Here is a 19,060-nt window from a genome sequence, read left to right on the forward strand (position 1 = left end):
GTGTGGGTTGTCGGTGGCGATGGCGGGGAGGGTACGCCCGGTCCCATTCCGAACCCGGTAGCTAAGTTCCCCAGCGCTGATGGTACTGCACTCGGTGGGGTGTGGGAGAGTAGGACACCGCCGACACGTAACGATGATAGGGAGGGGGTCTCTTTTTCCCGGGACAGGGAAAAAGAGACCCCCTCTCTTTTTGCTGGTATGGGCCGCGCAGCTGTGAGCGCGCACCTGCGGTGTGTCGCGCATTACAGTCGTGGTGTGGACGATGCCAAGCTCACCGACGCTCGGCGGGCGGCGGGGCTGAAGCCGCGCAGCCACGAGGTCACCGAAGGACTGGAACGGGCCGCAGCGCGCGGGATGTTGCGCGCCGTCGGCATGCAGGACGCGGACTTCGCGAAGCCCCAGATCGGGATCGCGTCCTCCTGGAACGAGATCACCCCGTGCAACCTGTCGTTGCACCGACTCGCCCAGGCCGCGAAGGAAGGGGTGCACGCGGCCGGCGGCTTCCCGCTGGAGTTCGGCACGATCTCCGTGTCCGACGGCATCTCGATGGGGCACGTCGGCATGCACTACTCCCTGGTGTCGCGAGAGATCATCGCCGACTCGGTCGAGACGGTGGTGGAGGCGGAGCGGCTCGACGGGACGGTGCTGCTCGCGGGCTGCGACAAGAGCCTGCCGGGCATGCTGATGGCCGCGGCGCGGCTGGATCTGGCCGCCGTCTTCGTCTACGCCGGCTCGATCCTGCCCGGGTACGTCGATGACCGTGAGGTCACCATCATCGACGCCTTCGAGGCGGTCGGGGCCTGCTCCCGCGGCCTGATCAGCCGCGCCGAGGTCGACCGCATCGAACGCGCCATCTGCCCAGGTGAGGGCGCGTGCGGCGGGATGTACACGGCGAACACCATGGCCTGTGCGGCCGAAGCGCTGGGCATGTCGGTGCCGGGGTCGGCCAGTCCGCCGTCGGTGGACCGGCGACGTGACGCGGGCGCCCGCGACGCCGGGCGAGCTGTGGTGGGGATGCTGGAGCGCGGCCTCACCGCGCGGCAGGTGCTGACGAAGGAGGCGTTCGAGAACGCCATCGCCGTGGTCATGGCGTTCGGCGGCTCGACCAACGCGGTGCTGCACCTGCTGGCCATCGCCCGCGAGGCCCGGGTGGAGCTGACCCTCGACGACTTCAGCCGGATCGGCGACAGGGTGCCGCACCTGGCCGACGTCAAGCCGTTCGGCCGGTACGTGATGCCCGCGGTGGACCGGATCGGCGGTGTCCCGGTGGTGATGAAGGCGCTGCTCGACGCGGGGCTGCTGCACGGCGACTGCGTGACGGTGACCGGCCGGACGGTGGCGGAGAACCTCGCCGAGCTGGATCCGCCGGAACTCGACGGCGAGGTCCTGCACCGGTTGTCGAATCCGATCCACCCCACCGGCGGCATCACGATCCTGCGCGGGTCGCTGGCCCCCGACGGTGCCGTGGTGAAGAGCGCGGGCTTCGACTCGACGAGCTTCAACGGCATTGCGCGGGTTTTCGACGGCGAGCAGGGCGCGATGGACGCCGTCGAGAACGGGACGGTGCAGCCCGGTGACGTGGTGGTGATCCGCTACGAAGGGCCGCGCGGTGGTCCGGGCATGCGGGAGATGCTGGCGGTGACCGGTGCGATCAAGGGCGCCGGGCTCGGTAGGGACGTGCTGCTGGTCACCGACGGCAGGTTCTCGGGCGGCACCACGGGTCTGTGCATCGGGCACGTCGCACCGGAGGCCGCGGACGGCGGGCCGATCGCGCTGGTGCGCGACGGCGACCCGATCCACCTCGACCTCCGCGACCGGACCCTGCACCTGCTGGTCGACGAGGCGGAACTCCAGCGCCGCCGGGCGGACTGGGTGCCGCCGGAACCGCGCCTGCGGCACGGGGTCCTCGGCAAGTACGCGAGGCTCGTCGGCTCCGCGGCCGAAGGCGCGGTCTGCTCATGAGGGATCCGCGGCCGGCCGCGGGGGTGGGAGTGCCGGGCCCGGCCGCGGAAGATCCGGTGGTCAGTCCCACTCCAGGGACGCTCCGGACTGGTACTCGATGACCCGGGTTTCGAAGAAGTTCTTCTCCTTTTTCAGGTCCATTGCCTCCGACATCCACGGGAACGGGTTGTCGGTCTCCCCGAACACCGGGTCCAGGCCCAGCTGGGCGCAGCGTCGGTTGGTGATGAAGTGCATGTACTGGGCGCACAGCTCGGCGTTGATGCCCAGGATGCCGCGCGGCATGGTGTCACGCCCGTAGGCGATCTCCAGTTCGCACGCCTCCGCCAGCATCCGCCGCACCTCCGCCTGGAACTCTGGGGTCCACAGGTGCGGGTTCTCCAGCTTGATCTGGTTGATGCAGTCGATGCCGAAGTTCAGGTGAATCGACTCGTCCCGCAGGATGTACTGGTACTGCTCGGCGATGCCGACCATCTTGTTCCGCCGCCCCAGCGCCAGGACCTGCGCGAACCCGGTGTAGAACCACATGCCCTCGAAGATCACGTAGAACGCGACCAGGTCGCGCAGGAAAGCCTGGTCGGCCTCGGGGGTGCCGGTGGCGAAGTCGGGGTCCTCCAGGCTGCGGGTGTACTGCAGCGCCCAGGCGTCCTTGTCGGCGATCGACGGGACCTCCCGGTACATGTTGAACAGCTCGCCCTCGTCGAGTCCGAGGCTTTCGCAGACGTACTGGAAGGTGTGGGTGTGCACGGCCTCCTCGAACGCCTGGCGCAGCAGGTACTGGCGGCATTCGGGGTTGGTGATGTGGCGGTAGACGGCCAGCACGATGTTGTTGGCCACCAGGGATTCCGCGGTGGCGAAGAAGCCGAGGTTGCGTTTGAGCAGCAGCCGCTCGTCGTCGGTCAGGCCGTCCGGCGACTTCCACAGCGCTATGTCGGCCTGCATCGAGATCTCGGTCGGCATCCAGTGGTTGTTACAGCCGGCCAGGTACTTCTCCCACGCCCAGCCGTACTTGAGCGGGAGCAGCTGGTTGACGTCGGCGCGGGCGTTGATCATCGCCTTGTCGCCGACGTCGACGCGCCCGGCGGTGCGGTCGATCTCGCCGAGCCCGGTGAACGGTTGTGCTGCGGTCATGCTGTGGTGCTCCAGGGTGCGGTGGGTTCGGTCACTGGCAGGCTTCGCAGTCGGGGTCCTCGACAGAGCAGGCGACGGGCACGGCGTTGAGCTTGCCGTCGGTGCCCCGCAGGGTGCTCTTCTCCACGTGCGTGGCGCTGGTGGAGCGCAGGTAGTACGTGGTCTTCAGGCCCTTGCGCCAGGCCAGCCGGTACAGCTCGTCGAGGGTGCGGCCGCTGGGGCGGCTGACGTAGAGGTTCAGTGACTGGGCCTGGTCGATCCACTTCTGCCGCCGGGCCGCGGCCTCCACCAGCCAGCGCGGTTCGATCTCGAACGCGGTGGCGTAGAGCTCCTTGAGGTGCTGTGGGATGCGGTCGATGGGCTGCAGGCTGCCGTCGTGAAACTTCAGCTCGGCGACCATCTCGGCGTCCCACAGCCCGGCCGCCTTGAGGTCGGCGACCAGGTACGGGTTGATCACGGTGAAGTCGCCGGACATGTTGGACTTGACGTAGAGGTTCCGGTAGACGGGTTCGACGGACTGGTTGACGCCGCAGATGTTGGCGATGGTCGCGGTGGGTGCGATGGCCATCACGTTGGAGTTGCGCATGCCGTCGCGGCGGACCCGGGCCCGCAGCGCGTCCCAGTCCAGTGTGGACGAATAGTCCAGGTCGACGTCGCCGTCGCGTGCGTCGGCGAGCAGCCGCAGCGAGTCGATCGGCAGGATGCCGCGGCTCCACAGCGATCCTTCGTAGGACTCGTAGCGGCCACGCTCGGCGGCCAGTTCGCTGGAGGCGCCGATGGCGTGGTAGCTGATCAGCTCCATGCTGCGGTCGGCGAACTCCACGGCCGCCGCCGAGGCCGCCGGGATGCGCTGCGTGAACAGGGCGTCCGCGAAGCCCATCAGGCCCAGGCCGATCGGCCGGTGTCGCAGGTTGGACCGGCGGGCCTCGGGGATGGTGTAGAAGTTGATGTCGATGACGTTGTCCAGCATCCGCACCGCGGTGCGGGTCGTGCGCTGCAGCCGGTCGACGTCGATGCCGTCGGGGGTGACGTGCCGGGCGAGGTTGATCGACCCGAGGTTGCACACCGCGACCTCGTCCGGGCTGGTGTTCAGGGTGATCTCGGTGCACAGGTTCGACGAGTGCACGACGCCCGCGTGCTGCTGCGGGGAGCGCAGGTTGCACGGGTCCTTGAAGGTGATCCACGGGTGCCCGGTCTCGAACAGCATGGTGAGCATCCGCCGCCACAGGTCGACCGCGCGGACCCGCCGGAACACCTTGATCTCGCCGCGGTCGGCGGCCCGCTCGTAGGCGCGGTAGCGCTCGGCGAACGCCGGGCCGTACAGGTCGTGCAGGTCGGGCGTCTCGTCCGGGGAGAACAGCGTCCACTGCTGGTCGGCCTCGACGCGGCGCAGGAACTCGTCGGGCACCCAGTTGGCGGTGTTCATGTCGTGGGTGCGGCGGCGCTCGTCGCCGGTGTTCTTGCGCAGGTCGAGGAACTCCTCGACGTCGATGTGCCAGGTCTCCAGGTAGGCGCAGACCGCGCCCTTGCGTCGGCCGCCCTGGTTGACCGCGACCGCGGTGTCGTTGGCGATCTTCAGGAACGGCACGACTCCCTGCGACCTGCCGTTGGTGCCCTTGATGTGCGCTCCGATGCCGCGCACCGGGGTCCAGTCGTTGCCCAGCCCGCCGGCGTACTTCGACAGCAGCGCGTTGTTGCTGATGGCGTGGAAGATCGCCGACAGGTCGTCGTCCACAGTGGTCAGAAAGCAGGAGGACAGCTGCGGGCGGGTGGTGCCGGCGTTGAACAGGGTCGGCGTCGAGCACATGAAGTCGAACGACGACAGCAGGTGGTAGAACTCGATGGCGCGGGCCTCGCGGTCGTCCTCGCGCAGCGCCAGGCCCATCGCCACCCGCATGAAGAACGCCTGCGGCAGTTCGAAGCGGGTGCCGTCGTGGTGCAGGAAGTAGCGGTCGTAGAGGGTCTGCAGGCCGAGGAAGCCGAAGGCGCGGTCGCGTTCGGGCACCAGCGCGTGGGCGAGCCGGTCGAGGTCGAAGGTGGCCAGCTCGGGGTCGAGCCGCTCCAGTTCGACGCCGCGGCGGACGTAGACGGGGAAGTGCTGCGGATAGTCGGCTTCCGGCGGCATGCCCAAAAAGTCCAGCGCTTCGCGGCGCATCCGCTCCAGCAGCAGGCGGGCGGTGACCTGGGAGTAGTTCGGTTCGGTCTCGATCAGGGTGCGCGCCGCCATGATCTGGGCCAACGACAGCTCGTCGTCGCTGATGCCCGCGTAGCCGGTGCGTCGCACCTCCTCGAGCACGGCCGCGGCGGACACGCCGGGCAGCCCGGCGCATGCCTGGTGGACCGACAGGCGGGTCCGGTCGTTGAGCGTCGCCGTCACTGGCTCTCTCCCTCGCAGAGCTTTCGGGTACAGACCGCGAGAGCGCGCGAGGTGACGGCGGCGGACGCGTGCCGCCGGTCGTCCGCGCAGACCCGCCCTCGAGGTCCCGGACAGCACGCGCGTGGCGTGCACCGGTGGCAGGTCTTCGGACTCACGGGCGTTGGCTTCGCGCCGGTCCTACTGGTCGTGGCTTCCCAGGCGTGGTGCCCAGTGCTCTACCCGCTGCCTGTCGGGGCAGCCGGGTCACGACGGTCGTTCCCGTTCACCGCTGCGGGGCAGTCCCGGATTCGCACCGGGTTCCCTCTTGCCTCACCGGATCGCTCCGGTGAACCACCAGCGAGCGACACACTACATGTTGGGTTCGGAGCCGTTGCGGATGGGCAGATAACGGCGTGCCGCCGCAGCGGTGGTCTACTTCGGACGACGGCGCGGAGCCCGTGCGCCGAGTGGCCCGCGGGCTCCGCGCCGCCTGATCACTTCGCGGCGAACTTCTGCAGGTCGTCGAGGACCAGGTTGGCCGCGATCGGGCCGAGGCCGAGGAACCAGGTGTCGTCGGGCACCTCGATGGCCTTGCCGTTGCGCACGGCGCCGAGCGTGGTCCACTGCACCGAGCCGGTCACGTCGGCCATCTGCTGCTTGGTGTTGTCGCCGTAGGCGGAGTAGAACAGCAGGTCGCCGTCGGCCAAAGAGAGCTGCTCACGGCTGATCTTGACGTGCGTCTTGTCGACGAGCTGGGTGTCCGGCCGGGTGAAGCCGACGTCCTTGAGGATCGTGCCGATGTAGGAGCCGGTGCCGTACATCCGGAGCTCGCCGGGCAGGAACCGGAGCGTGCTCACCCTGGTGGCGCCCGGGTTGCCGAACTGCCTGCCGATCTCGGCGGCTCGCTGGTGGTAGGCGTCGAGAATCCGCTGCGCCTCCTCCTTCTTGCCCAGGGCCTCGGCGTCCAGCAGGAAGTTCTCCTTCCAGGTCTTGCCGACCGTCTCGGCGAACACCGTCGGGGCGATCTTGCTCAGCGCGTCGTAGTTCTGGTCGTCGCGCACCTTGCTGGACAGGATGAGGTCCGGCTTGAGGGCGGCGATCTTCTCCAGGTTCGGCGAGCCGATGGTGCCGACGATCTCGATGTTGCCCGCCTTCTCCGCCAGGTACGGCTGGAGGTTCTGGTTGGCGTCGGGCAGCACGGTGCCGACCGGCTTGACGCCCAGCGCCAGCACGGCGTCGAGTTCGCCGGTGTCGAGCACGACGACCCGCTGCGGAGTTCCGGTGATCTTGGTCTGGCCCTTGGCGTGCGTGATGACGCGCTCGCCCGCCTGCGGCGCGGCGGGCTGTTCGCCGGTCGATGCCCCGCACGCTGCGGTGGCGCCCAGCGCGAGCAGAGCGGTGACCGTCGCGAGCAGTCGACGGGGACGGAACATGGTGCTCCCTACCTGTCCGGTTGGTTCCGAAAGTTTGGCTAGCCTAACCTGATAGGAGTAAGGAGACCAGGTTTGAGACCGTTCTCACGGCGAGATCAACCACACATGTCGATCAAGGTGTGGTAAGGAGCCCCGGGTGGAGGCGCTGATCTACGACGCCACCGCCCGGATGGGCATGCACCAGGACCGGGACGAGCGCAGCCGGGCACGCCTGGCCTGAGCCTGTCACAGCATGGCCAGGAACATGTACCCCATGCTCAGCGACAGCACGAGCTCGGTCGTCGCGGTCAGCGCGGGGCGGGCGCGCAGCAGGTCGGTCCCGGCGAACCCGGCGCTCAGCGCGCAGTAGACCGCCAGGACCCACGCGATCAGCGGGAACGCGAACCCGGCTGGGGTGGCGGGGCCGAGCGTGACGGCGCTGCCGTGGCCGTGCCCGGCGGACAGCGACACCAGGTGCGTGGTCGGCTCGTGGGGGCGGGCGGCGGCGAACATGTAGGCCATCGCCAGCGCGCCGATGACGTGGTGCAGCGCGGACCACCCGGTTCGGCGGCGCCAGGCGAGCGCGGCCGACCACACCGCGTACGCGGTGAACAGCGCGGCCCACGCGGCCGCGGGCAGCACCGGCGGCAGGAACATCGCCACCATGCCGACGCCCATCAGCACGTGGGCCACATCGGAGCCACCCGGTTGCCGACCGGCGCGCCGACAGCGCACCAGGCGGGTCAGGCACGCGGTCGTGACGGCGACGACGGCGGCGGTCAGCACCTGGTCGATCCACCCCATGGTCACCTCCCGCGCTCAGGGGCGCGCCTGATTGTTCGCGAGCCGCCCCGGCTGGTTACAGGCCCAGCAGGGCGTTGTCGGGCCGCCAACCGGGTAATGGGCCTCTGGTCGGGGAGCCAGGGACCCGGCACGGTGGGTGCGGAGCCGACCTGGGGAGGCTGAGATGGCGCTGGAGAAGAAGAGCCTGGACCAACCGGACGACACCCGGGACTTCTCCCACGGCAAGGTCGACGTGGTGGAGCTGCCCGGGGTGACGGTGGGCCGCGGCACGATGCGGCCGGGCTGGAAGTGGTCGAACGACGTGAAGCCGATCGTCGGGACGAACAGCTGTGAGCAGGCGCACACGATGTATGTCTTGCAGGGCCGCCTGCACGTCGTGATGGACGACGGCGCGGAGGCGGAGATCGGCGCGGGCGAGGCGGCGGTGGTGTCCCCGGGCCACGACGCCTGGGTGGTGGGTGACGAGGACTTCGTGGCCCTGGACTGGTCAGGAGCGGCCACCTACGCCGCACCGGAGGAGTAGACAACAAGGGTGGGGGCCACCCCGCCCGCATTCGAAATGCATGGCACGCCCAGAGGAAGAGACGGGCCTCACCAATTCACCGGAGCCCCCGAGCCCAACACGTCCCGAAGCCGAAGCGACCGCACCGTGACGGTTTCGACCCGCCGAAGAAGAGAAATGACGAAGAAGGACACAAAACGAAGTGCCCCGCACAGAGCGGGGCACTTCGTTTTCGAGTGCGCCAACAGGGACTCGAACCCCGAACCCGCTGATTAAGAGTCAGCTGCTCTGCCAGTTGAGCTATTGGCGCTGGTCTGTCGTTCAGTTCTGACCGTTTCGTTTTCCGTCCCGGTCTCCCTGGCGACATGGAGAACATTAGCACGCCTTCGGGGGGCCTTGAACGGGGGGGGTGGGTTTCGGGAGGAGGGCGAGGTTGGTGTGGGTGGGGACGCAACCTCGGCGCGGGGCGCCGCGTCTCCGGGGTGGTTGATCCACTGACGTTGGTCACCGGGTGTGCACAGGTTGGTCCCCTCACTCACTGTCGGGGCATTGCTGCACACTGTTCACAGGCGTAGTGGCGCATCGCATCGAACGGACTGTTGCCCATGAAGGAGTTGTGTAACCCGGCCGGGATTCCCGTCAGGGTGTCGCGGCTGTTGAGTTTGTTGATCTTCGGCTTGGTGGCCGTACTGGTTGCCGGTTGCAGTGGGGGTGCTTCTGGGGCGGGGTCGACAGCCGCAGCCGAAGTTCCTCCCGGGCCGACAGTCCAGTTCACCCCGGCCAACGGAGCCCAGGACGTCTCGCCGGTCGGGCCGATCACGGCGACGGCTACCCACGGCCGGATCGTCAACGCGGTGTTGACCAACGACGACGGTGAGCAGGTGCCCGGCACCGTCTCTCCGGACGGCACCACCTGGACCACGGGGGCGAAGCTCGGCTACGGCCGGACCTACACGCTGACCGTGACCGCGCAGGGCGCCAGCGGTCCGGCGATCGACCAGCGGGCCACATTCACCACGGTCAAGCCGGGTAAGCAGACCTACGTGTCGATGAACCCGCTGGACGGGCAGACCGTGGGCGTCGGCCAGCCGCTGGCGTTCTACTTCAGCAAGAACGCGCCCGCGCCGGACAAGGCCAGGGCCGAGGCGGCCATCAAGATCCGCACCGAGCCGGCCGTGGAGGGCGCGTTCTACTGGTTCGACAGCCGGGAGGTGCACTGGCGGCCCAAGGAGTACTGGAAGCCGGGTACCAAGATCTCCATCGACATCGACGTGTACGGCCGGGACCTGGGCAACGGGGTGTGGGGCAAGGAGGACCGCAAGGCCACCATCACCATCGGTGACGCGGTGATCCTCAGGGCCGACGGTGCCACGCACCAGATGACCATCGAGAAGAACGGGCGGCTGCTGCGCACGCTGCCGGTGTCGCTGGGCAGGCCCTCGTTCCCGTCCAACAACGGCGTGCACGTGGTCACCGAGCACCACGCGAAGAAGGTGATGGACTCCTCCACCTACGGGCTGCCGATCGAGGCCGGGGGCTACCGCACCGAGGTGGAGTGGGCGGTCCGGATCTCCAACGGCGGCGAGTTCCTGCACGCCGCTCCGTGGTCGGTGGGCGACCAGGGGCGCCGCAACGTCAGCCACGGCTGCATCAACATGAGCACGGCCGACGCCAAGTGGGTCTTCGACCTGGTCAAGAAGGGCGACGTGGTGGAGATCACGAACTCGGGCGGCCCCAATCTGCGGGCCTGGGACGGGTTCGGCGACTGGCAGATCCCCTGGGACCAGTGGCTGACGGGAAACCGCTGACCCGGTAGACCGACAAGCCCGCCCCGCGCACCTGGTCGCGCGGGGCGGGCTTGTTTCGCGATGGGGAACACCGGAATGACGAAGGCCCCGTTCCGGGGGAACGGGGCCTTCCGCGTGGGGTGAGTGACGGGATTCGAACCCGCGACACCTGGGACCACAACCCAGTGCTCTACCAACTGAGCTACACCCACCACGGCTGCTCGGTGGGGCCGTTTCAGGCCCGCTTCCGGAGCAACGCTGACATCGTAGCGTGTGCTGTCACGGGCTTTTTCACCGGCTCCGGTTATCCACTCGGTGCCTGGTCAGCGGGCGTTTCCCGGGCTCTGCTCCTGCTGCCGCGCCTTCTCGGTGCCGCCGACGCCCTCCCCGGTCAGCAGCGCCGCGGCCACCGCCTGGGCCTGCTCGGTGGTCGGGCCCGGCTGCGGCACGAACGCGGTCTCCCGGTAGTAGGCCAGTTCCCGGATGGACTCCCGGATGTCGGCCAGCGCGCGGTGCGCCAGGCCCTTCTCCGGCTGCGCGTAGTAGATCCGCGGGTACCAGCGCCGGCACAGCTCCTTGATGGACGACACGTCGACCATCCGGTAGTGCAGGTGCGCGTCCAGCCGCGGCATGTCGCGGGCGATGAAGCCCCGGTCGGTGGCGATGGAGTTCCCGGCGAGCGGGGCGGAGCGGCCTTCCGGCACGTACTGGCGCACGTAGTCGAGCACCCGCTGCTCGGCCTCCTCGAGGGTCACCGTGGAGCGGCGCACCTCCTCGGTGAGCCCGGAGCGCTCGTGCATCTCGCGCACCACGTCGGGCATCGCGTCGAGCACCTCGTCGTCGGCGTGGATGACGATGTCCACGCCTTTCCCGAGGATGTTCAGGTCGGCATCGGTGACCAGGGCGGCGATCTCGATCAGCGCGTCAGTGCCGAGGTCGAGGCCCGTCATCTCGCAGTCGATCCACACCAGACGGTCGTTCACCCGAGGCAGCCTAACGCGCCACGCGGGGTGATCGCGCAGCCGTCGCCGGTCACGTCCGCAGCCGGGCCAGCAGTTCGCGCGGCACGACCTTGCCGGTGGCGTTGCGGGGCAACTCGTCGAGGAACACCACGTCGCGGGGCACGGCGTACTTCGACACCCGGTCGCGGACGCGCTCGCGCAGCTGCTCGGCGTCCAGTTGCCGGCCGGGGCGCAGCACGACGAACGCGGCGAGCCGCTGCCCGAACTCGGCGTCGTCCACGCCGATCACCGCGGCATCCGACACCTCCGGCAGCCCGGCGATGGCGTCCTCAGTCTCCTTGGGGTAGACGTTCTCGCCGCCGGAGACGATCATGTCGTCCTCGCGGCCGACCACGAACAGCCGCCCGGCGTGGTCGAAGCGACCGAGGTCGCCGGTGGACATCAGACCGTCGCGGGTTTCCCGGCTGCCGCCGCTGGTGTAGCCGCTGAACAGCATGTCGTTGCCCGCGAAGATCCGCCCGGTGCGGCCGCGCCCCACCTCCTGCCCGTGCTCGTCGAGGATGCGGACGGTGGTGCCGGGCGGCGGTCGGCCCACGGTGCCCGGCGCAGCCCGCAGGTCCTGGGGTGTCGCGATGCTCACCCACGAGACCTCGGTGGAGCCGTAGAGGTTGTGCAGCACGGGGCCGAACGCCCGCTGGAACCGGGTGGCCAGGTCGGCGGGCAGCGCCGAGCCGCTGCTGGCCACGATGCGCAGCGTGCTGTGGTCGTAGCGGTCGTGGATCTCCGCGGGCAGCTCGAGCAGGCGTTGCAGCATCACCGGGACGGCGAACATCGAGGTGCAGTGGTGCCGCTGCACGGCGGCCAGCGCCTGCTCGGGGTCGAACCTGCGGCGCAGCACCAGCGTCGCGCCGAGCACCGAGCCCAGCTGGAAGGCGGCCAGGCCCCAGGTGTGGAACAGCGGCGCGCACACCAGCATCCGCTCCCCGGCACGCAGCGGAACGCGGGAGAGGATGGCCGCGGCCGGGCCCAGGCCCGGCGGATCCGGCCGCTGGGCGCCCTTGGGGGCGCCGGTGGTGCCGGAGGTGAGCACCACCAGCCGGGACTGGCGGGGTGGCCGGCGTGGTTGCCGGGCCGATCCGGTCGCGATGAGGTGCTCCAGCGTGGCGTGCCGGGTGGGGCCGTCGGTCCAGGCCAGCACCACGTCAAGCGCGTCGGGCTGCGCGGGCAGCCGGTCCCGGAACTCGGCGTCCACGACCAGCAACCCGACCCGCTGCTCGGTGAGCACGTCGGCGAGCTGCTGGGTGCTGAGCCCGGTGTTGAGCAGCACGACGTCGATGCCGAGCTTGGCGGCGGCGATGACGGTCTCGACCGGGCCATGGTAGTTGCGGCAGAGCACGCCGATGCGGGTGCCGCGCGGGACGCGGTCGCGCAGGGCGTTGGCCAGCCGGGTGGTGCGCTGGTCGATCTCGGCGTAGCTGAGGGCGCCACGTTCGTCGATCACGGCTGCGCGGTCGGCGTGGCGCACCGCGCCGGCGGCGAAGGCGAGGGCGGGGCTGAGGCCCCAGCGCCGCCACGCGCGGGCGATGCGCAGCAGCACGTCCGGGCGCAGCGGCCGGATCACGCCCTGCTTGACCAGCACGAACGCGGTGTGCACGAAGCCCGCTCGTCGCATCACAGTGCCCACGCATCCACCTCTCGGTCGCCAGGCTACCGGGAGTAGATGATGCGCCAGCGGACTCGCGACGAAAAGCATCCGCCGGTCGGCGCCCGTCCGACCGCGCGCTCGCCGGTCATTCGGATGCGGCAGCGTTCATGACCGCGTCCCGCAGGGCAGCCCGCAGCCTGCCCACCTCCAACGGCGACAGCACGGCCGTCTGCCCGGGTGGGGCCACCACCACGACGTTGCCCTGGTTGACGAACACCGACAGATCTCGCCGTCTGCCTGCGACATCGCGGCAGCTCACATGCCACTGCTTGGTGGGCTCCACGATCCCCAGCCTCCCTGGTGCCTGTCGCGCGCTCGCATGCCACGCGCGGTGTTGACCGAGGGACGCAGCGGGGCGGCAACTGTGACGGCGGTTCACTGGATCAGGGGCACAAGACGCCACGAAGTCACCCTTCTGGCGCCTTGCTTTCGGGCCGTGCGCGAGTTAGCCCCCGGCGGGCCTGTCGTCAGCCCGCTGTCAGACGGGGCGGACGACGAGCCCGCCCGGTTCGGCGGTGAAGGTCACCGCGCCCTCGAAGTCGGCGATCGGCAGTTCGTCGCGCACCAGCCGGTGCGGAGCGTCGAACGCCGCCACCCGCAGCCGGTCGGTGGTCAGCGTCCGCTCCGGGAAGTCGGTGCCGGCGACCTCGACCCGCAGCCGGCTGTCCTGCACCGCGACGGTCAGCCAGCCCCCGGGCACAGTCAGCTCCTCGCCGTCGTGGGTAAGGACCAGGCGGCTGGTCGCGGGATTCTCGGAGCGCACCGCGACGTGCGACAGGGCGATGTCGCGCTGGCCCTCGTCACCGGCCAGGGCGATCACGTCGCGCCGAACCTCCGCGCCGCGGTCCTCGCCGGGCTTGGGGGTGAGCACCGGGGCGCGCAGTTCCGCGGCCAGCCGGTAGGGCTGCCAGGAGCCGGCGCCAACCAGGTTGACGACAGCGGCGATCTCGGTGTCGGCCAGCAGCCGGTCGCTGCCCGGGGCCGGGGTCACCTCGATCGCGGCCACGCCCCGCTGGTTCAGCAGGTCGCGCAGGGCCTTGGCGCGCTGCCTGCTGTTGCGGTCGAAACCGCGGGTGATCGCCACGGTGCCGGTCCCGGCCGCGGCAACGGCCGCTTCGGTCAGGTCCGCCAGCGGCGCCCAGATCCGGGCGGGGTCCTCCGGTCGGCGCAGGCGACGGGCACGGGCGAAACTCGGCGCATCGGTCGTCATCTCCATCGCCACCACCTTAGTCGGCCACCAAGGTTCGCCTTGCCTGCCGGTGGGACGCTTCACGGTGTGAAATCGATCTCGGCACGGCGTTGGGCCGATCGGCGCAAACCTGGGCGGCCGCGCCGGGGCGCTGGATCCGCCGAACGGTCGTGTTCGCGGCGGTGCCCGCCGCGATGCCGGGTCGATCATCGGCGGGAGCGCGGTGGGCGGAAGCCGGGACGGGCTTGATCGAGGGACCGCCGTGTGGGCGTGGTGGTCACGGCCACCTGGTTGTTAGGTTGGTGGCAGTGACGCGGGGTGCCCGGCGGGCTCGGGCTGAGAACACACCCGTTGAACCTGACCTAGGTCGTACTAGCGGAGGGACGTCATGGTTGCGAACGTACTCACCATCGCGGGCACCGATCCCAGCGGTGGTGCGGGTGTGCAGGCCGACCTCAAGGCATTCTCGGCGAACGGCGCCTACGGCATGTCGGTGATCACCGCGCTGGTCGCGCAGACCACCACCGGGGTGGCCGAGGTGCACGAGGTGCCGCCGGAGTTCGTCACCGCGCAGCTGGTGACGTTGCTCGACGACGTGCGGGTGGATGCGGTCAAGATCGGCATGCTGGCCAACGCCGGGGTGATCCGGGCGGTGATCGAGGTGCTCGACCGCTACCGCCCGCCGCACGTGGTGCTGGACCCGGTGATGGTCGCCAAGAGCGGCGACCGGCTGCTCGCGCCGGAGGCGGTCAGCGTGCTGCGCGACGAGCTGCTGCCGCGGGTGGACCTGATCACGCCGAACCTGCCCGAGGCCGCGGACCTGCTGGGGGAGCAGGAGGTCACCGACCCCGCCGACATGCCCGCACAGGCGGAGCGGCTGGCCCGGCTGGGCGCCAAGCAGGTGCTGCTCAAGGGCGGCCACCTCGACGGTGAGTCCAGTGTGGACCTGCTGTACGGGGACGGGGTGTCGGAGTTGCTGACCAGCGAGCGGGTGGTCACCACCAACGACCACGGCACCGGCTGCACGCTCTCGGCGGCGATCGCCGCACTGCGCCCGCAACGCCCGGGCTGGCTGGAGGCGGTGCGCGAGGCGAAGGAGTACCTGACCGAAGCGCTGCGGGCGTCGGAGCGGTTGGACGTCGGCCACGGTCACGGCCCCGTCCACCACTTCCACCGCTGGTGGTGAACCCACCGACCGGACCGCGGGTGGGACCGGCTGACGTCGGCGATCCCGCTGCGTCTGAGGCGATCCACCCCACGCGAAGCGACCCGCGTCCCTTGCCGCCGACCGACGAGAGGTTTCCCATGAGCAAGCTCCCCGCCCCGCCGGCCGACGGCTTCTGCGCCAAGGCGTGGGCGCACACCGCCGACCTGCAGCAGGCGATCGTCGAGCATCCGTTCAACACCGCGCTGGCCGACGGCACCCTGGACCGGGACCGGTTCGCGTTCTACATCGTGCAGGACTCCCGCTACCTGGTCGGGTTCGCGCAGGCGCTGGCCGCGGCGGCGACCCGGGCCGACGACCCCGCGGACGCCGCGTTCCTGGCCGGTGCGTCGCAGGGCGCGCTGGTGGAGGAGCGGCGGCTGCACGCCGGTTACGTCGCGGAGTTTGGTCTGACGGACGAGGAGATCGCCGGGATCGGCACCTCGCCGTCCTGTCTGGCCTACACCTCCTACCTGCGGGCGTGCGCGCTGACCGAGCCGTACCCGGTGCTGCTGGCCGCGATCCTGCCCTGCTTCTGGGTGTACCAGCACGTGGGCAGCACGATCCTGGAGGCCACCGACGGTGCCGAGGGGCATCCGTACCAGGCGTGGATCCGGACCTACGCCGACGACGAGTTCGCCCAGGCGGTGCTGACCGCCCGCGACCTCACCGACCGGGTCGCCAAGGGCGTGGACGCGCAGACCGAGGCCCGGATGCTGGAGGCGTTCACCCGCGCCACCGAGTACGAGTGGCTGTTCTGGAACAGCGCCTGGGTCCGGGAGGAGTGGCCTACCGCCCGCTGGCTGCGGTGAACCCCGCGCGCTCGCGAAAGGTGTTGAGTGGCAACGGGTTTTCCCGGGTTCTGGACGCGTGACGGGACGCACAACCGGGCGTGCTAACGAAGCCCGTGGTGCAGCGATGTGATCAGCGATCGCCTGTTCGGGCGAGGAATTCCCACCCTGGACGGAGTTTCGAGGGCCGTGGGCACTTCGCTGCTGATCGTGCTGGCGGGCATGCTGGTGCCCGTGCTCGCTGCTGCGCCGTTCTACATCGCCGACCGGCGCAGACAGCGTGAGGAGGCCAGCCGAGGCGTCCTCGAGGAACGCGTCGACCGGCGTCCGTAGCGGCCGCCACCGGGAGCGGCACGGGCAGCGGGACACCCTCAAGGTCACCTGGCGCACGTGAGACGGGTGGCGGTCATTCCTTGCTGATCTCGGCACGCAGCCGGGCCAGCCGCTGCCGCGACCGGTTGAACTTCGCCTCGAAGTGCTTTTCGAACAGGTCGGTCGCCAGCACCGGGATCTCCACGGGTCCCGCGGTCGGCTGCTGCGGCGCGGGCTCCGGCTCCGCCGCGGCGTCGGCGGGCTGCTCCGTGACCGCCGGCCGGGGTGGTGCCGCGGGGGTGCGCACCGTGCGCCTGCCGCGCGGCGGGTGCGCCTCGCCGCTTTCGGCGAGCCGCTGGTTCGCGCGGTGCAGCAGCGGCCAGAAGATCAGGGTGGCCAGCGCGAAACCGGACACGAACATCAGCACGAGCAGGTCCACGGTGAACTCCGATCAGTTCTGCCGGGCTTGGTGCGCGGTGGTGCCGTTGGTGGACTGTGGCTCGATCGGGATGGTGAAGGTCTGCGCGTCGTCGCGTTGCTCGGGCACCCGCACGTCGTCGGGCCGGTTCGCGGCGAGCTCGGCCAGTTCCGGGGCGGGTTGCTGGCTGCGCAGGCCGGTGAGCGACTCGTCGAGCAGCTCCCGCGCCCGGTCCATCGCGGCCAGGACGGCCTCGCGCATCTCCGCGAGCCGCCGTTGCTGGACCCGGATCTCCTCCAGCGCTTGCAGGCGCATCTGCTCGGTCTCGGCATCCCACTGCTCGCACTGCAGCCGGGCCTGGTTGATCAGCGCGTCGGCCTCCTCCTGCGCGACGGCCACGATCCGCTTGTACTCGTTGCGGATGCGCTGCCGGAGGCGCTGCTCGCGGGAGCGCAGTTCGCTGAGCTTCTGGTCGTGCTCGCGGTGCAGCCGGGCGCGGCGCGCCTCGACGTCGGCGACCAGGTCGCTGCACTCCTTGCGGAGTTCCGCGGTGGCCTTCTCGGCCTCGGCGAGCAGTTCGCGGGCCTCGGTCTCGGCGGTACCCCGGATGATCTCCGCCTGGCGCCGGGCCTGGTCGCGCAGGGTCTGCACCTCCTCCTCGGCGATCGAGAGCATGTTCTGCACGCGCTGCGAGGCGGCGGGCAGGCCGGTGTCGGAGGACTCGATGCGCCTGAGGCGCTGCTCGGCGTCGTCGAGGGCGCGGCGGGTGTCGTCGCAGAGCTTACGGAGGTCGGAGTTGAGCTGGACGGCCTCGTTGCGGTCGATGGTGACCAGCCGGAGCTGGTCCTCCAGCAGCTCGATGTGCTCGATGACCTGGCTGCGGTTGAAGCCGCGGAGCTGGATGTCGAATCCCGGACGGAGCGGCACGACGGCGTCGGCGTCTTCCACGGTGAGCTCCTCTCCGGACGGTGGGGCCGATTCGATAGCTCGGAGAGTAGGGGCGATGGTGGGCGCGCGCCCGGCGGAAGGCAACGGCTACCACCTGATCAGGTAGTGATCGTCGGGCGCTCGGCCGCCGCGATGCTCGCCCAAACGAGTCCACTGTGCACGGTGTGGTGGTGGCGCGGGGCACACCTGCCATGCGGCTGGTTAGGTTAGGCTGCGCTTACGATGGTCAATCGGGAGGGGCGCGGTGTGACGGATCTGGTCGGGCAGGCGCACCAGCGGGCGTCGGCGTTGTTGCGGCGGTGGGTGGCCGAGACGCACACGCCGGTCGCCGAGGGATCGTTGCGGTTGACCATCGGCCCGCTGCGGGTGGGCACCGAGGTCGTCTACGTCTCGCCGACCGGCGCCCACGGGTTCGGGCCGATCCACGTGCTCGACGGCGGGGGCGAACCCGTCGCGGTCGCCGATGCGGGGCTGCTCGCCGCCGCCTGCTCGGCGGAGGCGCGGGCGCGCGCGCTGCCGGACGCGCCGATCAACGCGCCGGAGTCGGGCACGCTGGTGGACTGGGTGCTGGACGCGCTGCCGCGCGGCGGGGTGGATCCGCTCGGCTGGCCGGACGACCTCGTCGCGGTGGCGCGCTCGATCTCCGATGCGGCCGAGGCACAGCGTTGGCTGACCGCGCACGTGGAGAGCCGGTTGCTGCCCGCCGTGCTGGGCTGGGATTCCGGCGACCTCGCCGCGGCGACCGCGACGCTGCTGACCCGTGGGGTGTTGGCGGTCATCGGTGTGCTGGGGCGGTGCGGTGTCGTGCACGAATCCCAGCTGCTGGACGAGCTGGCGGCCCGGTTGCGCGGGATCGCCGAGACGCACCCAGCCGTGCAGCGGTTGGTCCAGCACTGGTTGGGCAGCCCGACGGTGACCGACCTGGCCGCGGTCAACGGTTCCGAACTGCGGTACCGGTCGGAGTCGGGTTCGGTGGCGGTGCGGGCCGTGCCGTTCGAGGTGGCGAACCCGTTGGCCCCCGATGCCCCGGACGTGCCCGGGGTCCCGCTGCCGGAGCTGACGGAAGGCTGGTCGCTGCGACCGGTCCGCCTCGCGGGCGGCGATGTCGAGCTGGTGCACCGCTGGATGAGCACCGAGCACGTCGCGGTCAACTGGAACCAGGCGTGGCCGCTGGCGCGGTGGCGGGACGAACTGGCCGGGCAGCTGGCGGGACGGCACTCGCTGCCGTGCGTCGTCGGGCTCGACGGGCGGGACGTCGCCTACCTCGAGCTGTACCGCGTGCGGCGCGACAAGCTGGCGAGGTGCTACCCGTACGACGCGCACGACCTGGGCGTGCACATCGCCATCGGGGAGGCGGACGCGATCGGGCGCGGGGTCGGGACGGCGCTGCTGCGGGCCGTGGCGCAGGGCCTGCTGGCCGCGGACCCGCAGTGCCGCCGGGTGGTCGCCGAGCCAAACGTCCACAATGGAGCATCGGTGGGCGCGTTCGCGAAGGCGGGGTTCCGGCGGGACCGCGAGGTCGGCCTGCCGGGCAAGAACTCGGCGCTGATGGTGTTCGACCGCCGGTGAGCAGCCCCACG

General features: G+C 70.4%; 17 protein-coding genes, 2 tRNA genes, 1 rRNA gene and 2 riboswitches. Of the genes, 8 read left to right on the forward strand and 12 right to left on the reverse strand.

The features are described from left to right. Window positions 1–9 precede the first annotated feature (9 nt). Window positions 10–126: ribosomal RNA gene (gene rrf, locus IEY17_RS22040) — 5S ribosomal RNA — on the forward strand. 129 nt (window positions 127–255) lie between these two features. Then, entirely contained in the window at window positions 256–1,962 is a 1,707-nt protein-coding gene (ilvD, locus tag IEY17_RS22045; RefSeq protein ID WP_229680450.1) for a dihydroxy-acid dehydratase, read from the forward strand. Window positions 1,963–2,022: 60 nt separating this feature from the next. Here the strand turns inward: ilvD and IEY17_RS22050 are convergent, their stop codons facing one another. The 4 genes from IEY17_RS22050 to IEY17_RS22065 form a co-directional block, all read right to left on the reverse strand. Beyond that, window positions 2,023–3,090, reverse strand: a complete 1,068-nt coding sequence (locus IEY17_RS22050) for a ribonucleotide-diphosphate reductase subunit beta (protein WP_188990831.1) — start codon at window positions 3,088–3,090, stop codon at window positions 2,023–2,025. Between the two features lie 31 nt (window positions 3,091–3,121). Continuing rightward, a complete protein-coding gene (locus tag IEY17_RS22055) occupies window positions 3,122–5,467 on the reverse strand; it encodes a ribonucleoside-diphosphate reductase subunit alpha (RefSeq protein WP_188990833.1) in 2,346 nt (781 codons plus the stop codon). A gap of 119 nt (window positions 5,468–5,586) precedes the next feature. Next, window positions 5,587–5,817: riboswitch (cobalamin riboswitch) on the reverse strand. Between the two features lie 123 nt (window positions 5,818–5,940). Further along, window positions 5,941–6,879 (reverse strand): ABC transporter substrate-binding protein, encoded by a 939-nt coding sequence (locus IEY17_RS22060; protein ID WP_188990835.1) that lies wholly within the window; start codon window positions 6,877–6,879, stop codon window positions 5,941–5,943. Window positions 6,880–7,104: 225 nt separating this feature from the next. Beyond that, window positions 7,105–7,662 carry a DUF5134 domain-containing protein gene (locus IEY17_RS22065; protein ID WP_188990837.1) on the reverse strand — a complete coding sequence of 186 codons (558 nt, stop codon included), beginning with the start codon at window positions 7,660–7,662 and terminating at the stop codon, window positions 7,105–7,107. A gap of 163 nt (window positions 7,663–7,825) precedes the next feature. On the opposite strand from IEY17_RS22065, the gene IEY17_RS22070 reads away from it, so the two are divergent. After that, complete coding sequence (locus tag IEY17_RS22070) at window positions 7,826–8,185, forward strand: cupin domain-containing protein (protein ID WP_188990839.1); 360 nt, start codon at window positions 7,826–7,828, stop codon at window positions 8,183–8,185. 216 nt (window positions 8,186–8,401) lie between these two features. Here IEY17_RS22070 and IEY17_RS22075 read toward each other — a convergent pair. Further along, window positions 8,402–8,474: transfer RNA gene (locus IEY17_RS22075), tRNA-Lys, on the reverse strand. A gap of 295 nt (window positions 8,475–8,769) precedes the next feature. Between IEY17_RS22075 and IEY17_RS22080 the strand changes: the two genes are divergently transcribed. Beyond that, a complete protein-coding gene (locus tag IEY17_RS22080; protein WP_188990841.1) occupies window positions 8,770–9,972 on the forward strand; it encodes a L,D-transpeptidase in 1,203 nt (400 codons plus the stop codon). A 115-nt stretch (window positions 9,973–10,087) separates the two neighbouring features. Here IEY17_RS22080 and IEY17_RS22085 read toward each other — a convergent pair. From IEY17_RS22085 to IEY17_RS22105, 5 genes are all read right to left on the reverse strand, one after another. After that, window positions 10,088–10,163 (reverse strand) — tRNA-His (locus IEY17_RS22085). Window positions 10,164–10,274: 111 nt separating this feature from the next. Further along, the gene (gene orn / locus IEY17_RS22090) at window positions 10,275–10,934 is read right to left on the reverse strand and encodes an oligoribonuclease (RefSeq protein ID WP_188990843.1); all 660 of its coding nucleotides are present in this window, start codon (window positions 10,932–10,934) and stop codon (window positions 10,275–10,277) included. Between the two features lie 49 nt (window positions 10,935–10,983). Next, the gene (locus IEY17_RS22095; protein WP_308424017.1) at window positions 10,984–12,597 is read right to left on the reverse strand and encodes an AMP-binding protein; all 1,614 of its coding nucleotides are present in this window, start codon (window positions 12,595–12,597) and stop codon (window positions 10,984–10,986) included. Between the two features lie 106 nt (window positions 12,598–12,703). Next, window positions 12,704–12,901 carry a hypothetical protein gene (locus tag IEY17_RS22100; RefSeq protein ID WP_188990845.1) on the reverse strand — a complete coding sequence of 66 codons (198 nt, stop codon included), beginning with the start codon at window positions 12,899–12,901 and terminating at the stop codon, window positions 12,704–12,706. A gap of 195 nt (window positions 12,902–13,096) precedes the next feature. Further along, window positions 13,097–13,834: a hypothetical protein gene (locus IEY17_RS22105; protein WP_188990847.1), complete on the reverse strand. Its 738-nt coding sequence runs from the start codon at window positions 13,832–13,834 to the stop codon at window positions 13,097–13,099. A gap of 277 nt (window positions 13,835–14,111) precedes the next feature. After that, window positions 14,112–14,208, forward strand: a riboswitch (TPP riboswitch). On the opposite strand from IEY17_RS22105, the gene thiD reads away from it, so the two are divergent. The 3 genes from thiD (at window position 14,196) to IEY17_RS22120 (ending at window position 16,135) form a co-directional block, all read left to right on the forward strand. Further along, on the forward strand, window positions 14,196–14,993 hold the full coding sequence (gene thiD / locus IEY17_RS22110) for a bifunctional hydroxymethylpyrimidine kinase/phosphomethylpyrimidine kinase (protein WP_188990849.1): 798 nt from the start codon (window positions 14,196–14,198) through the stop codon (window positions 14,991–14,993). Its footprint overlaps the riboswitch before it by 13 nt. Before the next feature lie 119 nt (window positions 14,994–15,112). Then, entirely contained in the window at window positions 15,113–15,823 is a 711-nt protein-coding gene (tenA, locus tag IEY17_RS22115) for a thiaminase II (RefSeq protein WP_188990851.1), read from the forward strand. A 168-nt stretch (window positions 15,824–15,991) separates the two neighbouring features. After that, complete coding sequence (locus IEY17_RS22120) at window positions 15,992–16,135, forward strand: hypothetical protein (RefSeq protein WP_188990853.1); 144 nt, start codon at window positions 15,992–15,994, stop codon at window positions 16,133–16,135. Between the two features lie 73 nt (window positions 16,136–16,208). On the opposite strand, the gene IEY17_RS22125 is transcribed toward IEY17_RS22120, so the two are convergent. Further along, entirely contained in the window at window positions 16,209–16,553 is a 345-nt protein-coding gene (locus IEY17_RS22125) for a hypothetical protein (RefSeq protein ID WP_188990855.1), read from the reverse strand. 12 nt (window positions 16,554–16,565) lie between these two features. Continuing rightward, window positions 16,566–17,480, reverse strand: a complete 915-nt coding sequence (locus tag IEY17_RS22130; RefSeq protein WP_188990857.1) for a hypothetical protein — start codon at window positions 17,478–17,480, stop codon at window positions 16,566–16,568. Window positions 17,481–17,726: 246 nt separating this feature from the next. On the opposite strand from IEY17_RS22130, the gene IEY17_RS22135 reads away from it, so the two are divergent. Next, the gene (locus tag IEY17_RS22135) at window positions 17,727–19,049 is read left to right on the forward strand and encodes a GNAT family N-acetyltransferase (protein WP_229680452.1); all 1,323 of its coding nucleotides are present in this window, start codon (window positions 17,727–17,729) and stop codon (window positions 19,047–19,049) included. Window positions 19,050–19,060: the final 11 nt, after the last annotated feature.

Source organism: Saccharopolyspora thermophila (assembly GCF_014646075.1).
Taxonomy (GTDB): Bacteria; Actinomycetota; Actinomycetes; order Mycobacteriales; family Pseudonocardiaceae; genus Saccharopolyspora; species Saccharopolyspora thermophila.

What these genes read in the sequence shown, in the direction of transcription:
- IEY17_RS22050 (WP_188990831.1), bottom strand. Translation starts at nt 3,090, where the DNA reads ATGACCGCAGCACAACCGTTCACCGGGCTCGGCGAGATCGACCGCACC.
- IEY17_RS22060 (WP_188990835.1), bottom strand. Translation starts at nt 6,879, where the DNA reads ATGTTCCGTCCCCGTCGACTGCTCGCGACGGTCACCGCTCTGCTCGCG.
- IEY17_RS22065 (WP_188990837.1), bottom strand. Translation starts at nt 7,662, where the DNA reads ATGGGGTGGATCGACCAGGTGCTGACCGCCGCCGTCGTCGCCGTCACG.
- IEY17_RS22070 (WP_188990839.1), top strand. Translation starts at nt 7,826, where the DNA reads ATGGCGCTGGAGAAGAAGAGCCTGGACCAACCGGACGACACCCGGGAC.
- IEY17_RS22080 (WP_188990841.1), top strand. Translation starts at nt 8,770, where the DNA reads ATGAAGGAGTTGTGTAACCCGGCCGGGATTCCCGTCAGGGTGTCGCGG.
- IEY17_RS22105 (WP_188990847.1), bottom strand. Translation starts at nt 13,834, where the DNA reads ATGGAGATGACGACCGATGCGCCGAGTTTCGCCCGTGCCCGTCGCCTG.
- thiD (WP_188990849.1), top strand. Translation starts at nt 14,196, where the DNA reads ATGGTTGCGAACGTACTCACCATCGCGGGCACCGATCCCAGCGGTGGT.
- tenA (WP_188990851.1), top strand. Translation starts at nt 15,113, where the DNA reads ATGAGCAAGCTCCCCGCCCCGCCGGCCGACGGCTTCTGCGCCAAGGCG.